This is a genomic window from Acinetobacter sp. FY683 (genome assembly GCF_059515885.1).
In genome coordinates this window covers 71,076-86,618 of the sequence record NZ_JCAKNA010000005.1, presented here as the reverse complement: position 1 = coordinate 86,618, position 15,543 = coordinate 71,076, and the positions used below count along the sequence as shown (strand labels likewise).

At 36.3% G+C, this 15,543-nt stretch carries 12 protein-coding genes; 3 read left to right on the top strand and 9 right to left on the bottom strand.

Translation table 11 applies throughout. The features are described from left to right. Positions 1-2 precede the first annotated feature (2 nt). Positions 3-662: a fimbrial biogenesis chaperone gene (locus tag AC5YDH_RS04220; RefSeq protein WP_496117052.1), complete on the bottom strand. Its 660-nt coding sequence runs from the start codon at positions 660-662 to the stop codon at positions 3-5. 199 nt (positions 663-861) lie between these two features. Further along, positions 862-1,398: a fimbrial protein gene (locus AC5YDH_RS04215; RefSeq protein ID WP_496117050.1), complete on the bottom strand. Its 537-nt coding sequence runs from the start codon at positions 1,396-1,398 to the stop codon at positions 862-864. 413 nt (positions 1,399-1,811) lie between these two features. Here AC5YDH_RS04215 and AC5YDH_RS04210 point away from each other — a divergent pair, with 413 nt between their 5' ends. Both AC5YDH_RS04210 and epmA read left to right on the top strand, forming a co-directional pair. Next, entirely contained in the window at positions 1,812-2,879 is a 1,068-nt protein-coding gene (locus AC5YDH_RS04210; protein WP_496117048.1) for a 4-phosphoerythronate dehydrogenase, read from the top strand. Continuing rightward, positions 2,876-3,859, top strand: a complete 984-nt coding sequence (epmA, locus tag AC5YDH_RS04205; RefSeq protein ID WP_496117046.1) for an EF-P lysine aminoacylase EpmA — start codon at positions 2,876-2,878, stop codon at positions 3,857-3,859. The genes AC5YDH_RS04210 and epmA overlap by 4 nt, the downstream gene beginning before the upstream one ends. Before the next feature lie 291 nt (positions 3,860-4,150). Here the strand turns inward: epmA and AC5YDH_RS04200 are convergent, their stop codons facing one another. From AC5YDH_RS04200 to ahcY, 6 genes are all read right to left on the bottom strand, one after another. Next, entirely contained in the window at positions 4,151-5,383 is a 1,233-nt protein-coding gene (locus tag AC5YDH_RS04200) for a multifunctional CCA addition/repair protein (protein ID WP_496117044.1), read from the bottom strand. Positions 5,384-5,464: 81 nt separating this feature from the next. After that, the gene (locus AC5YDH_RS04195) at positions 5,465-7,744 is read right to left on the bottom strand and encodes an NADP-dependent malic enzyme (protein ID WP_496117042.1); all 2,280 of its coding nucleotides are present in this window, start codon (positions 7,742-7,744) and stop codon (positions 5,465-5,467) included. A 143-nt stretch (positions 7,745-7,887) separates the two neighbouring features. Next, positions 7,888-10,755 carry an EAL domain-containing protein gene (locus AC5YDH_RS04190; protein WP_496117040.1) on the bottom strand — a complete coding sequence of 956 codons (2,868 nt, stop codon included), beginning with the start codon at positions 10,753-10,755 and terminating at the stop codon, positions 7,888-7,890. Between the two features lie 126 nt (positions 10,756-10,881). After that, on the bottom strand, positions 10,882-11,607 hold the full coding sequence (locus AC5YDH_RS04185; RefSeq protein ID WP_496117038.1) for a 16S rRNA (uracil(1498)-N(3))-methyltransferase: 726 nt from the start codon (positions 11,605-11,607) through the stop codon (positions 10,882-10,884). A gap of 92 nt (positions 11,608-11,699) precedes the next feature. Next, the gene (metF, locus tag AC5YDH_RS04180) at positions 11,700-12,536 is read right to left on the bottom strand and encodes a methylenetetrahydrofolate reductase [NAD(P)H] (RefSeq protein ID WP_496117037.1); all 837 of its coding nucleotides are present in this window, start codon (positions 12,534-12,536) and stop codon (positions 11,700-11,702) included. Between the two features lie 107 nt (positions 12,537-12,643). Further along, entirely contained in the window at positions 12,644-14,026 is a 1,383-nt protein-coding gene (gene ahcY / locus AC5YDH_RS04175; protein ID WP_496117036.1) for an adenosylhomocysteinase, read from the bottom strand. A 422-nt stretch (positions 14,027-14,448) separates the two neighbouring features. Between ahcY and AC5YDH_RS04170 the strand changes: the two genes are divergently transcribed. After that, the gene (locus AC5YDH_RS04170) at positions 14,449-14,961 is read left to right on the top strand and encodes a peptidase C39 (RefSeq protein WP_496117035.1); all 513 of its coding nucleotides are present in this window, start codon (positions 14,449-14,451) and stop codon (positions 14,959-14,961) included. A 43-nt stretch (positions 14,962-15,004) separates the two neighbouring features. Here AC5YDH_RS04170 and AC5YDH_RS04165 read toward each other — a convergent pair whose 3' ends face one another. Then, positions 15,005-15,523, bottom strand: a complete 519-nt coding sequence (locus AC5YDH_RS04165) for a tetratricopeptide repeat protein (RefSeq protein ID WP_496117034.1) — start codon at positions 15,521-15,523, stop codon at positions 15,005-15,007. Between the last annotated feature and the right edge of the window lie 20 nt (positions 15,524-15,543).

The window sequence follows — 15,543 nt, the reverse complement described above, 5'->3', positions numbered from 1 at the left end:
CATCACTCCGATTGAGCCTTTAGCTCATTATTTGTAATTACGCCGTAATCGTTAATGAGATTTATGCTTACTTTTACATGTGAGGGATTTACATTTTTTACTGGAAGATTCCATTCACCATTACTAAAAGGTGCAACCATGGTATTTTTCTGTATTACGCTTTTTTTTCCATTTAAACTTATGCTTAGCTCAGCAATATTTGCATAATATGGGCTGTTATTTTTTACATTTATTTTTGTAGATTGATTGTTAATGGAGTAACTTAATAAACTTGCAATTTCATGTGATTGAATAGCCAAACGTTGTGGACGATATAAAATTTTTAAGCGATTTTTAAAAACCACCATTAGTTTGTTTTTATCTGTATTTGTAGTTTTAGAAGCAGGAATCTCTGAAAAATTAAAATAAAAAATGCTTTCACGATCAGCTGGGAGTATTGATTTATTACCTGTGAATATTAGTCTTATTATTTGACCTTGATTTGGTGCGATTTTAAAAATTTGTGGGTTCACAACAAAGGGTGCACTTGTATTATCAGGTGTTGAGGCTTCATTTCCCTCATCTATCCAAATTTGAACAATATTAGGTACATTGTCTTTGTTTTGAAGATGTATTGTTTTTTCATTTTGATTTGCAGGGAAAATAATACGGGTACCAGTCATGATGACAGCTGCATAAGTGGATGTACTCGCGCTACAAAAAAAAATAAGAGCACTAAGATACATTTTGAATGTAGAAGTCAGTTTCATTAGTAAACTCGGTGAAATTAGAGGAAATTTAAATGGAAAAAGTCTGCTATTGAATAGTTGCAATAGCAGAGAAATTGTTGTGATATTGAACTTGTTTTATTTAAGTTTTTTCTTAGTTATAGCTAAGAGTGTATTCAGCTACAGCTGTTACAGCACCAGCAGTTGCAGTATCTTCTGCATAGTATTGAGCACCGAATTGGTGTGTTGCAGAAGTAGCATTAGCATCTAACACTAAGCCAGGTACAGAAGTAATACCATTAAGTGTAACGGGTCTTGTTCCGTCGGCATTTGCTGTTAATTGAATGGAAACGTTATCGGCAGGATTTGCCGTTGCTAAATTACCTAGGTTTCCGTTAGATGTCACATTGTGACCTAGAAACTTAGTTGAAATATCAAGTGATGTTGCGGCTGGCTGGCAGTCTTGAATGCTAATTGTAAAAGGCGTTAAGCCTGTTTTCATGCCAGCAGCAGAAAGCTCAGTTACTGGTACAGTTGGAAGTAGAACAGTAGAGTCCGTTTGACCATTGATTGTTGCTTTACAGGTTTGATCCGTTACTTCCCCTTGAAAGGTAATTGTTGGTGCTGCAATAGCAACTACCGGAAGTGCCAATGCTAAAGAAGTTACGGCTAATAATTTATTTAATTTCATGTGAAAAACCTAACATTAATTTTTGAGATTTGAGTGTTACTAAGTTTTATCCCTTTCGAGCATTTGGTTATTATCTTGTAGGTTTTTTAGTGCTTCTTATCATTTTTTACATGTGAAGTTATCATTTTATGCAACAGTAAAATATTTAATTATATTTAATTATATTTAATGTTTTTTATATGAGTGAACGCATAACATTAATGTGAAAAATAAGATAATGATATCCGTAGTAATTTTGAAAAATATAACCGTAAAATTTACATAAATTTTGTCTTATTTGATGGGTTATATTTCACTTAAATAATATTAATAGCTATATTTTATGATATGAATAGGTGCTTAGAAAGCGACTTTTCATAGTCAATGCTTCAACCAAACGGTATCATAATGCCATGACACAATTGGATGGCATTATGAAAATCGTTGCAGATGAAAATCTGGCATTCACCGACTATTTTTTTTCTGAATTTGGTGATATTCAACACAAAGCTGGACGTACTTTGACACATGTAGATGTGAAAGATGCAGAAGCTTTATTAGTGCGTTCAGTCACTCAAGTGAATGAAGACCTTATTTATAATACAGCCCTTAAATTTGTTGGCAGTGCGACCATTGGTACAGATCACCTCGATATTCCACTTATAGAACAACAAGGAATTACGTGGTCAAATGCAGCAGGGTGTAATGCGCAAGCTGTTGTAGAATATGTGATTACTGCACTATTAAAGCTTCAACCCGAACTTATTCAAGCAAATGGAAACTTTACTTTAGGTATTATTGGTTTAGGTAATGTAGGTTCGCGCTTGGCTGTTATGGCTAAATTACTGGGTTGGAATGTCATTGCATTTGACCCATTTGAAACGCGTGAACAGATTAATCAGGTCGATTTAAATATCTTATTACAACAAGCCGATGCGATTTCAATTCATGTGCCTTTAACCCAATATGGTGAACATCCAACTTATCATTTAATAAATTCAGCCGCTTTGGCGCAAATGAAACCAAATAGTATTTTAATTAACTCTGCGCGTGGCCCTGTAGTTGAAGAAGCAGCTTTAATTGAAGATATTCAAAAGACTCAACGTAAAGTTGTTTTAGATGTTTTTGAACATGAACCTGAAATTTCAGAAGAACTCTTAAAGTTAGTCACTTTAGTCACACCGCATATTGCAGGCTATAGCTTAGAAGGCAAAGCACGCGGTACACAAATGATTTACGATGCATTTTGCCAAGAGTTTAATTATATTCCAAATAAGCAGTTTGAAACGCAGCTTCCAGTGTGTGAACAGCTTTTCCAAAATCAAAATTTAAAAGACGTTTTGGTAAAACATTTATCTGAAATTTATGATATTTCACGAGATGATCAAAACCTACGTGCATGTTTAAAAAATGGAAAAGTAGATCAAAAAGCATTTGATCATTTACGTAAAACTTATCCGCTACGCCGTGAATGGGCAGCACATGGAGGACCAAAAGCATGAGTCAGTTAGACATTCAATATCAACCGACCTGTGATATTTCCGCTATTCGTGCGCGTGCAAAAATGTATGCACAAATTCGTCAGTTTTTTGCTGAGCGTGATGTATTAGAAGTTGAAACGCCTATATTGTCTCAAGCAGGTGTTACAGATGTTTATCTGGCTTCTGTACAAGCACAGCGTCATGTGCAAGGTAAAAAGCAAACGCATTATTTGCAGACTTCACCTGAATTTGCCATGAAGCGTTTATTGGCAAGTGGGGTAGGTTCTATCTATCAAATTTGCAAAGTCTTTCGTGATGATGAGCATGGTCGTAAACACAATAGTGAATTTACCATGTTGGAATGGTATAGACCGAATATGAGCTTAAAAGAGTTAATGTTTGAAGTGACCGATCTTTTAAATGTGACTTTGAAACAACGCTTTGGTGATGTTCGTCCAACCATTTTAAGTTATAAGCATGCATTTATGGATCGTTTAGATTTGAATCCTTTACAAGCGAGCTTAAAAGAACTGAAAGATTGCTGTAATCGTGTTGGATTAAATTTAGATTTAGGTGATGACCGTTTAGGATATATCGATTTATTGTTCTCGCATTTTGTAGAGCCAAGTTTAGGTTTTGATACGCCTGTTTTTTTAACCGATTTTCCACCTGAATTAGCATCTTTAGCAAAAACTAAAGTCGATGAAGATGGGGAATTGGTTGCTGCACGTTTCGAGCTTTATATTGAAGGTTTAGAACTTGCCAATGCCTATGATGAACTTATTGATGCAGATGTACTTCGTTCACGTTTTGAAGCAGATAATGTAGAGCGTGAGAAGCTAGGTTTACATGTGATGCCAATTGATGAATATTTGCTTGCTGCATTACCGAATATGCCTGAATGTTCAGGTATTGCTTTGGGTGTAGATCGTTTATTGATGGTGGCAACGGAGCAAATGAAGCTTGAAAAAGTGATTACATTCCCTGCAAATATATCGTGAGTTTAATTTTACATACTTGTCGAATATGTGGTTTTTATGATGAAGAATATTATCTGTGGGGGAGGATGGAAAATCTCCTACGTATGATATCTGTGAATATTGTGGGGTTGAATTTGGTTATGAAGATTGTAACTTAAACTCCATTTTCAGTTATTGAAAAACATGGATGCATTCTCTTAAGTATTTGTTAGAACCTAAATTTAAGATGTGGTTGGTCAATATAGATGAAAAGTATAAATAATTATTTTTATACTCTATTTAAATAAAAAAGCCCCAATTGGGGCTTTTTTATTATGCATTTTCCGCATATTGATGTTTAAGTTCAGCAATGGCATGAATGCGACGTTCAATCAACATCTCACCAATTTCTTGCCCTTTAACATCGGCAGGTAAATCTTGCGCTTTAATGCTACGAACCACTTGAATGGCATCTAAAATATATTGAGCTTGTGGGTATTCACGGTTTTCTAAGCCTAAACGACCACGAGAATCACATTCACATGCTTGAACAAAAGCTTCCACGCGTTCAGGACGACGTAGCACATCTAAGCGCTGCAACAAACGCCATAAAGTACCAGGCTTTAAGGTTAAAGCCTGATGACATTTTAAATGCTCTTTACACACAGCAAGTGCAAGTTGCTTGGTATTTGTTGATACTTTTAAGCGATCACATACTTCTGTAACAGGTTTAATACCGCGCTCTTCATGCATGATATGACGTGGTAATTCATCTTTAGGGGTAAGTGCTTTGCCTAAGTCATGAACCAAAACGGCAAAGCGTACATCTAAACTATAATTTGCCTTACATGCTTGTTGTAAAGACATCATAGTATGAACACCACAATCTATTTCAGGATGATATTCAGGACGCTGAGGAATACCGTAAAGCGCATCTATTTCAGGGAATAAAACCTTTAAGGCACCACACGAACGGAGAACTTCAAAATATTCATCTGCATGATCTTCCATAAGTGCACGAGAAGTTTCTTTCCATACACGTTCAGGCGTTAAAGCTTCTAATTCACCAGATTCGGAAAGCTGCTGCATAAGTGCTAATGTTTCAGGCGCAACACTAAACCCTAAAGCTTTATAACGTGCAGCAAAACGCGCAATGCGAAGAACACGTAAAGGATCTTCAACAAAAGCATTTGAAACATGGCGTAAAATTTTATTGTTTAAATCTTGTTGACCGCCATAAGGATCGTAGATTTTTCCGTCATCATCCATTGCAATTGCATTAATGGTTAAATCTCGACGAATTAGGTCTTCCTCAAGTGTCACACTTGGATCTGTATAAAATGAAAACCCATGATAACCATGTCCAGATTTACGTTCTGTACGGGCTAGCGCATATTCGTCTTTAGTTTCTGGGTGTAAAAAAACAGGGAAATCTTTACCTACGGGTTGATAGCCTGAGGCAATAAGTTGTTCTGGCGTTGCACCAACAACGACATAATCTTTTTCGTGATAGGGGTAATCGAGTAAATGATCTCGAACAGCACCGCCTACTAAATAAACTTGCATGAAAAAACCTCTATTCTTGAAGCCATCATGCAACAGAATAGAGGTTTTCTCAAGTCTAAAAAGCGGTCTTTACAGACAGATTTATAGCACTTCTTTTTCGTTTTCTTGAATTTCAGCAACAGTCAAAGCAGTCATATTCACAACACGACGAGTTGTTGCCGTTGGCGTTAAAATATGAGCTGGTTTTGCAGCACCTAAAAGAATAGGGCCAATTGTTACGTTGTTGCCAGAAGTCGATTTCAATAAGTTAAATGAAATGTTAGCAGCATCAAGGTTTGGCATAATAAGTAAGTTTGCTGAGCCTTTGAAGCTTGAGTTAGGGAATGCGAAATGACGAATGTTTTCATCAAGTGCAGCATCACCGTGCATTTCACCTTCAACTTTAAGTTCTGGTGCAATTTCACTCAAAATTTCAAATACTTTACGCATTTTTTGTGCGCTTGGATCATTTTGATCTGAACCGAAGCTTGAATGCGAAAGAAGAGCAATGCGTGGTGTAATACCAAAACGACGTACTTCTTCAGCTGCTAAAATAGTCATTTCAGCAAGTTGTTCAGCAGTCGGGTTTGTATTTACGTAAGTATCTGCAATAAATAAGTTACGATCTTCAAGCATTAACGCATTTAGCGTAAAGAAGTTTTTGCGACCTTCTTTTAAGCCAATGATGTTACGAACGAAGTCTAAATGAATGTCGTAGCTAGAATACGTACCACATAACATACCATCAGCTAAGCCATGCTTAACTAACATTGCAGCAATAAGAGTAGAACGACGACGTGTTTCACGCTGAGCATACTCAGGTGTTACACCTTTGCGTTGCATAATTGTGTAGTAATCATCTGCAAATTTTTCATAATCAGGATTTTTTTCTTGATCAACAATGGTGATGTTTACACCATGTTCAAGACGTAAGCCTAATTTCTTAATATTTGCTTCAATAACAGCCGTACGACCTACAAGAATAGGTGTTGCTAAGCCTTCATCTACTGCAATTTGAACTGCACGAAGTACACGTAAATCTTCACCTTCAGCATAAGCAATACGCTTAGGATCTGTTTTTGCTTGAGCAAAGATAGGTTTCATCATGAATGCAGAGTTATAAACAAACTCAGACAAGCGTTGACGATAATGCGCAAAGTCTTCAATTGGACGTGTTGCTACACCAGAATCCATTGCTGCTTGAGCAATTGCAGGTGCAATTTCAAGAATTAAGCGTTGATCAAGTGGGCGTGGAATTAAATAATCACGACCAAATGATGCAGATTTTTCACCATAAGATGCAGCATCTGCTTCAACATGTGCCATACGTGCAATTGCATGTACACATGCAATCTTCATTTCTTCATTGATTGTTGTTGCACCAACATCAAGTGCACCACGGAAGATGTATGGGAAGCAAAGCGCATTGTTTACTTGGTTTGGATAGTCAGAACGACCTGTTGCCATAATGACATCAGAACGTGCTTCATGTGCATGTTCAGGTAAAATTTCAGGATCTGGGTTTGCTAGAGCGAAGATGATCGGATCTTTAGCCATTAACTTAACCATTTCTTTGGTTAAGATACCTGCAGCAGACAGACCAAGGAACATATCTGCACCTTCCATCACATCGGCAAGTTGAGTGCCTTCGATGTCTTGTACGTATGCTTTCTTAGATTCATCTAGACCTTGACGTTGAGTCGTCAATAAACCACGTGAATCGGCAACAATGATATTTTCTTTCTTCGCGCCAAGTGCACAAAGTAAGTTTAAGCAAGAAAGGGCAGCAGCACCTGCACCTGAAGCAATAATTTTGATTTCATCAATTTTTTTGCCGTTTAATTGAAGTGCATTTAATAATGCAGAACCAACAATAATTGAAGTGCCGTGTTGGTCATCATGGAACACAGGAATGTTCATGCGTTCACGTAGTTTTTGTTCAATGTAGAAGCACTCTGGTGCCTTGATATCTTCAAGGTTAATACCACCAAAAGTAGGCTCTAATGCAGCCACAATATCTACAATTTTATCTGGATCATTTTCTGCAATTTCAATGTCAAAAACATCGACGCCAGCAAATTTTTTGAAAAGAACACCTTTACCTTCCATAACAGGTTTAGATGCTAAAGGTCCAATATTACCTAAACCGAGTACTGCAGTACCGTTACTGACAACGGCAACAAGGTTTCCGCGAGCTGTATATAAAGCTGCTTTTGATGGATCTTTTTCAATTTCTAGACACGGTGCAGCAACACCAGGTGAATAAGCAAGTGCTAAATCATGCTGGTTAATAAGTTGTTTACTTGGCGTAACGCTGATTTTTCCTGGGGTAGGAAATTCGTGGTAATACAAAGCTTGCTGCTTTAATGATTGATCGTCCATCTTTATCTCTTTTCTTACATTATTGCTAGTACATCTAGCGGATATGTGCCTTCCTTTAGGAATATATCATTAGTTGAACTTTTCGGACAGACAAAGAAGCTCAAAATTCATGCATTCTTGAGGAGATAATAGATATGACCGGATTAACAAAGATGTTTGGAAGATGTACTGTTTGATTTTAAAAAATCTGTTGCATCATGGCTCGTCAATGGTTTTGAAAATAGGTAACCTTGAGCTAAATGGCAGTTCAGATTATTTAAGAAATTAAGCTGATCTGTGGTTTCAATTCCTTCAGCAACAATAATCATTCCCATAGCTTTACCCATAGTCACGATAGCACTAATGACTGCTTCTTGTTTATGTTGTCCAATTTTGGACACGAAACTTTTATCAATTTTTAGAATATCAATTGGGAAGTCTGTTAAATAAGATAGTGAAGAGTATCCTGTTCCAAAGTCATCCAATGAAATTTGAATATTACGTTTTCTAATTTCTTCTAATGTTGTTTTCATCGCACATGAGTTTTCTAATAACGATGATTCTGTTAGCTCTAGTTCTAAGTTTTGACCTGAAATTTGGTATTTGCTGATCACACCATCAATTGTACTGATTAAGTTTCCACGATGGAGTTGTTGTGCAGCGACATTAAATGACACGCGAATATTTTCATATCCCATGTTTTTCCAGATTTGAATCTGCTGTGCTGTTTTTGTAATGACAATTTGACCAATTTCAGAAATAAGACTGGTTTGTTCTGCAATTGGAATAAAAGTATTGGGTGAAATAACACCTTTTGTTGGATGTTGCCATCTAACTAGTGCTTCAAATCCTTGGATTTTATGATCTGAGAAATATACTTTAGGTTGGTAGTAGACGGTCAACTCATCGTTGAGAATTGCATGTCGTAATTCACGTTCTAGTTGAACACTATCATCGGTTAATTTGCTGATTTCAGTTGAGTACGATTTTATGGTGTTACCACCTAAGCGTTTCGCTTCAAATAGAGCTTGTTCTGCACAGTTGTTTAAATAATCAATCTGACGACCATGTTCAGGGTAGAGTGCAATACCAATAGAAATTGTAATTAAGTGTTCTTCGCCATTTAAAATAAAAGGTGTGTGAAGTGCTTTAGTAATTCGATCACAGTGCTCTTTAATTGATGGGCGAATATGTGAAACTTCATAAACAATTGCAAAATTATCACTGCTTAAGTGAGCAACAATGAGAGCCTCTGGTGTGGCTAATCTTAAATGCTGTGAAAATTGACGTAAAAGCTCATCACCACCGCTATTATTTAAATATTCATTAATTGGACGGAATCTATCAATATTTACACGAAGAATTGCAAGATGTTGAATAGAGTCTTGCTGATTCATTAAATATTGATGAAGATGCTCGTGATAATACAGTCGATTGGGTAAATCGGTGAGTGTGTCGTAGTTTTCTAAATAAGATAAGCGCTGTTCTTGGCGTTTATGCTCAGTTAAGTCAGAAATAATACAAATATAGTTAATGGTTCTGTTTTGTTCATCTTTTACAGCATTGATATGAAAACGTATGGCAATCTTTTTACCCGATAAAAACTTCTCGACAGTTTCACCATCATAAATGCCATGTTGCATAATCTCAGTGATGACTTTATTGTGGTTACTTCTTTGTTTTGCCTTGTAGTTTTCAGTGATATCAAAGATATGTTTTCCAATAATTTGGTCACGATTAAAACCTGTAATATCTTCAAAAAATGGATTAATTTCAACATATTTGAAATCTTCATCCAAAATGACAATTCCCTCAGCCGCTTGTCGTAGTACACTTGCTGTGAGTTTTAAACGCTCTTGATCTTGGCGTTCTTGATGAATGTCACGTCGGATGCCAACCATGTGCAAAGGGAGTTTAGAGTTCGGGTCGCGTAAAATTACACTGCCAATATCGTGTACCCAACACCATTTATCATCAAATCTTTTAATACGATATGTCGCTTCAAAGCGCTCTGTAATACCACGTAAATGCAAACGCATTTCAGTTTTAAAGTGGTTTAAATCATCAGGGTGAATAAGGCTTAAAAGTTTTGCGCGATGTAAATCTGAGTTTTTAAGATGTGTTCTGTTTAATTTATCAGTGAATGTGATTTTTCGATTGGTAATATTCCAATCCCAAGGAATTAAGCCCGCAATTTCATGCGCAAGCACAAGGTTGGTTTGCTTGTTTTTTAAGTCGCGATGAATATTCTCTAAATCTATTGTACGTTCTTTAATTTTTTCTTCGAGCGTTTGAGAATAATTTTGCAACTTTAGACTGGCTTCTTGGGAGCGTTTCATCTCGATATTTAGTTTCTCGTTTAGTCGTTCAGTTATTTCAACTTGAGATTCAGCGGCTTGTACAAGTTGTTTATTTTTAAAGCTTGATTTAATTAAATGTTGTTGTATATGTGCAGAAACATAAGCACAAATAACGAGCATAATCAACGTGAAATTTGTAGTAAAGAAGAATAAAGGATATTCATCGAGAATAATTGAAGATTCTAAAATGGTAAAGGGAATAATGATAGGAAAGAAGAAAAGTAGGAAATAGCGTATGCGTTGAGTTAAGAAAGTAATCGCAATTAATAAGCAAGAAATAACTAAAAGTGTGACTAAAATTATCGTCTCAATGGCATGAAATTCAGTGGTTAATTCAGGAATATGTGAATATAAAAGATAAATTCCTAACGCAACTGCAATGCCTGTGGAAAAGCAAACAAAGTGAATCCAATAGTCGGCAATTTTAAAGGAATATTGTTCAGATTTAAAATACTGAAATAAAAGGAATAAATTTAGCCCGATAAATGTTTCGGTTAAAATCATCCAAAAATTTAAGTGGTATGATGAATAATAAAAAAAGTTATAAATAAAATGAATAAATAAACAAATGGCAAAAATACTCATCAAAAAGTATCTAAATGCATGAATAGTATTAGATATTTGAGTCGTGTAAAGGTATTGATCCTGAGGGGAATCTTGTATTTCTGCCATGAAATAAACCATTTAACTACGAGGTATCGTAGCTTAATTTCCTATGTCGAATTAATAAATAAAATTTTTAATGACTAATACGAGAGTAGTTTTAATTAATTGAAAAATCAATATTAATTAAAGTATTTAATGTGAATATTCAGTTAAATTAAAATTTAAGATCGATAAAGCAACAACAGGTGCTGTTTCTGTACGCAAAACACGCTCACCAATGCACCAATTTACAAAGCCTTTCGTATTTGAAAGTGTAATTTCAGCTTCACTCAACCCGCCTTCAGGGCCAATAAGTAGAGCGATATCAGGCGTTGCATCTTTTAGAACATTTACTTCATCTTTATTGGGAGCTAATACAAGTTTTGTTGTTGGAAGCTCGTTATCAAGCCATTGTTCTAAGCTAAGAGGAGCAAGAATTTTAGGAACAATATTCAAACCGCATTGTTCGCATGCTGCAATTGCAATTCCTTGCCAGTGATCAATTTTTTTCTGATCGCGATCGTACTTTAAACGCATTTCACAGCGTTCAGATGTAAGTAATTGAATTTCAGAAACACCTAATTCTACTGCTTTTTGAATCGCATAATCCATACGATCTCCCTTACTCATTACTTGACCGAGTAGGGCTTTAAATTTAGGTGTACGGTTGTCGGCATTGAATGATTTAATAAAAACAGAAGCTGATTTTTTTGCAACTTCAGTCAGTTCAACAAGATATTCACCACCTTGTCCGTTAAACAAGATTGCTTGTTCTCCAACTTGAGCGCGCAACACTTTAACCCAGTGATGAAATACTGTTTCAGTCAATTCAATGGTGTTATCTACTGCTAATTCAGCTTCAATAAAAAAACGTGGCATTTAAAGTGTTTCTCTCAAAATTGGAAAATAAGAACTTCTTTTAAGGTTGAATTATCAATGAAAAAATAATGCTTAAAAGAAGTTTTTAATGCTTATGCTAGACCGAGGTCTTTCACAAGTTGACGTGTAGGATCAGTTGTATTCATAGTGTAGAAGTGCAAGCTTGGTGCACCACCTTCAATAAGACGTTCGCACAGTTTAACAATTACTTCATGACCGAAAGCTTTAATACTTGCAGTATCATCACCATAAGTTGCGAGCTGCTTACGAATCCAACGTGGAATTTCAGCACCTGTACTATCTGCAAAGCGAATTAAGTTGCTTGCATTGGTAATAGGCATAATACCTGGCGCAACAGGAATATTTACACCTTCTTTTTGAATGCGATCTACAAAGTAGAAATATGCATCTGGATTAAAGAAGAATTGTGTAAGTGCTGCGTTTGCACCTGCATTAGCTTTTTCGCAGAAGCGTTTGATATCTAAATCAAAACTATCTGCTTGAGGATGCATTTCAGGATAGGCCGCAACTTCAATTTGGAAGTGATCACCTGAATGTTCACGAATAAAACGAACTAAATCTTGAGCATAAGGTAACTCGCCAAGACCGACTTGACCTGATGGTAAGTCACCACGAAGTGCAACAATACGGTCAATGCCTTGAGATTTATACAAATCAAGAAGTTCTGCAATACGAGCTTTATCATCACCAATACATGAAAGGTGAGGGGCAACAGGTGTGCCTTTGCCGTTAAAGTCATTAATTGCAGCTAAAGTACGTTCACGAGTAGAACCGCCTGCACCATAAGTTACAGAAAAAAACTCTGGCTTTAGTAGTTGTAATTCTTGATGAACAACACGAAGTTTTTCTGCACCTACATCTGTTTTAGTCGGAAAAAACTCAAACGAGATTGGAATTTGTTTAGACATGCGCAAATCCTTTTTTATAAATACTTTTTTATTTAGACCTCTCCCTAACCCTCTCTTGCACCATATATGGCTCAGGGAGAAGACTAGGGTGAGGGGGAACTTAAAACTTAGTATTTATAAGCTTCAGCTTTGAATGGGCCTTCAACAGCTACGCCTAAGTAGTCAGCTTGTTCTTGAGTTAATTGAGTAAGAACACCGCCAAAACCTACAACCATTGCAGCAGCAACTTCTTCGTCTAATTTCTTAGGAATAAGCTCTACACGGATTTTTGCAGCTTTTTGATCTTCAGGAAGATCAGCAAATTTCTCAGCGAACAAGTGCATTTGACCCAATACTTGGTTGGCAAAAGAACCATCCATAATACGTGATGGGTGACCAGTTGCATTACCAAGGTTTACCAAACGACCTTCAGATAAAAGGATTAAATAATCGTTTTCGCTTTCTGAACGATACACTTGGTGAACTTGTGGCTTCACTTCAACCCACTTGTAACCACGTAAGTAGTTGGTATCAATTTCAGTGTCGAAGTGACCGATGTTACAAACAACTGCACCCGCTTTTAATGAATCAAGCATTGCTGAATCACAAACGTGGTAGTTACCTGTAGTGGTTACGATTAAGTCGGTGTTTTGAAGAAGATCAAGGTTTACATCTTCTTTTTTACCTGTTTGAACGCCATTTTTGTATGGAGATACAACTTCGTAACCGTCCATGCATGCTTGCATTGCACAGATTGGATCAACTTCAGTTACACGTACAATCATGCCTTCTTGACGAAGAGATTGTGCAGAACCTTTACCTACGTCACCGTAACCAATTACAAGCGCACGACGACCAGATAAAAGCATATCTGTACCACGTTTGATTGCATCGTTTAGAGAGTGACGGCAACCGTATTTGTTGTCGTTTTTAGACTTAGTAACAGAATCGTTTACGTTGATTGCAGGTACTTTTAAAGTGCCATCACGTAACATTTCATACAGACGCTGAACACCTGTTGTTGTTTCTTCAGTTACACCGTGAATTTTTGCAATTACTTCTGGGTATTTTTCATGAGCAAGTAGTGTTAAATCACCACCATCATCAAGAATCATGTTGGCATCCCAAGGAGTACCATTTACATTAATTTGTTGTTCTAAACACCACATGTATTCTTCTTCAGTTTCGCCTTTCCAAGCAAAAACAGGAATACCAGCAGCAGCAATTGCAGCAGCAGCGTGGTCTTGAGTAGAGAAAATGTTGCATGAAGTCCAACGAACTTCTGCGCCTAGTTCAACTAATGTTTCAATTAAAACAGCAGTTTGAATTGTCATGTGGATACAGCCAAGAATTTTGGCACCAGCAAGTGGTTTAGCCGCAGCATAGCGCTTACGTAAACCCATAAGTGCTGGCATTTCAGCTTCTGCAAGTTTAATTTCTTTACGGCCGTAGTCAGCTAGAGAGATGTCGGCAACTTTATAATCTGTAAATGAAGCATTAACCGCGTTCATCACGATCTCCTTAATTAAAAATAAAAAAATGATCATTATGTTCGCGGATGCCGTTGTTGATCAAAACGAATGTTTGACCGATGGTCGAGCCTAGCAATTCCACATTTAGTACCTGTGAAACGTCGCAGCACCCCTCGACTAGAGAGGTATTGTACTTGGATTCGAAAATCGTTCCAAGTTTTTCAAAAAAATATTATTAATTTTCACTTCTGTTCAGCTGTTAATCGATCAAAAGCTTTTCAATCTCATTACTTGATGATGTTATTTTAAATCTTTTATTTGGATATAAACTTATTATCTATTGGTAATTTAAGTGAAAGTAGCTTGTATTATTAATCAAAAGAAACATATTTGTAATAAGATATAGCTCTATTTATCGTTTGTAATTTATTATAAAAATAATCATATTTTGGATATTACACATGTCAGTAGAAATACCTGAAGAATTGGCAAATCTTGAAGCGAATGGTGGCATTTATGCAGTATGGATGTTGCTACAACATTTGGGTATAGATGCTGAAGTTCAACAACTTATTGATGTATGTGGATACGATTCAGAATATGGTTCTACAACAATAGGTTTGGCTGTAGGTTTAAAAAAGTTTGGCTACAATGTTCAGTTTTTTACAGATGAAGATCCAGATTTACAAGAACAAGAAAAGCGAAGTTATGTCGAAGCTGAACAGTTGAATCTACCTATTCAAAGTACAATTTCTTATGCTGATATTCAGCAAGCATTTGAACAAAATAAATTTGTCATTGTGTATTACGACACTTTAGAAGGCTTGGGAAATCATTCACTTGTTTATGATATTAATGAATCTGAAATTTGTTTCTTTGATAGTTTTGATGCAATGCCTGCACAAGTCTTTGAGCAACAACGTAAAGTAGAAGGAATTTGTCAGCAAGTGATCATTGTTGATGTTAATACTTAAATAAAATATAAATAAAAAGCCCATCTAAAGGATGGGCTTTTTATTACTTTTGTTCAGCTTCATTGGCTTTATTTGTCCAGAAATCAGCTTTTTCTTCATTGGCATCTGTGCCTAAAGCATTTGCATAAATAAATGCTAAATCACGCATTGCTTGAACTTCACCCAATTCAGCAGCTTGAGTGACTAACTTTATAGATTTCTCTACATCTTTTTCAATGACATCACCGCGACGGTAGTAGCTTGCAAGTTCTAAAGTTGCAGCAGGATGTTTTTGCATATTGGCTTTACTTAGCCAGTAGTAGCCTAATTCAAAGTGTGCTTTAGAATCTTCTGGATCTTCTTCTGCTAAGTCTTTTGCATATACGGTATAGCCTTCACCTAGCCAATACATCGCTTCTACTTGACCATTTTCAGCAGCTTTGAGTGCCCATTCTTCAGCAAGTAGAATGTCATCATCATGCTCGCTTTGCATATAAAGCTCAGCAACTTCAAATTGAGCATTGGCATTACCAGCTAAGGCACGATTTGCTAAAGCATCAGGAATCGAGAGACGTTTAGGCATAATACTTCCATCAGAAAAAT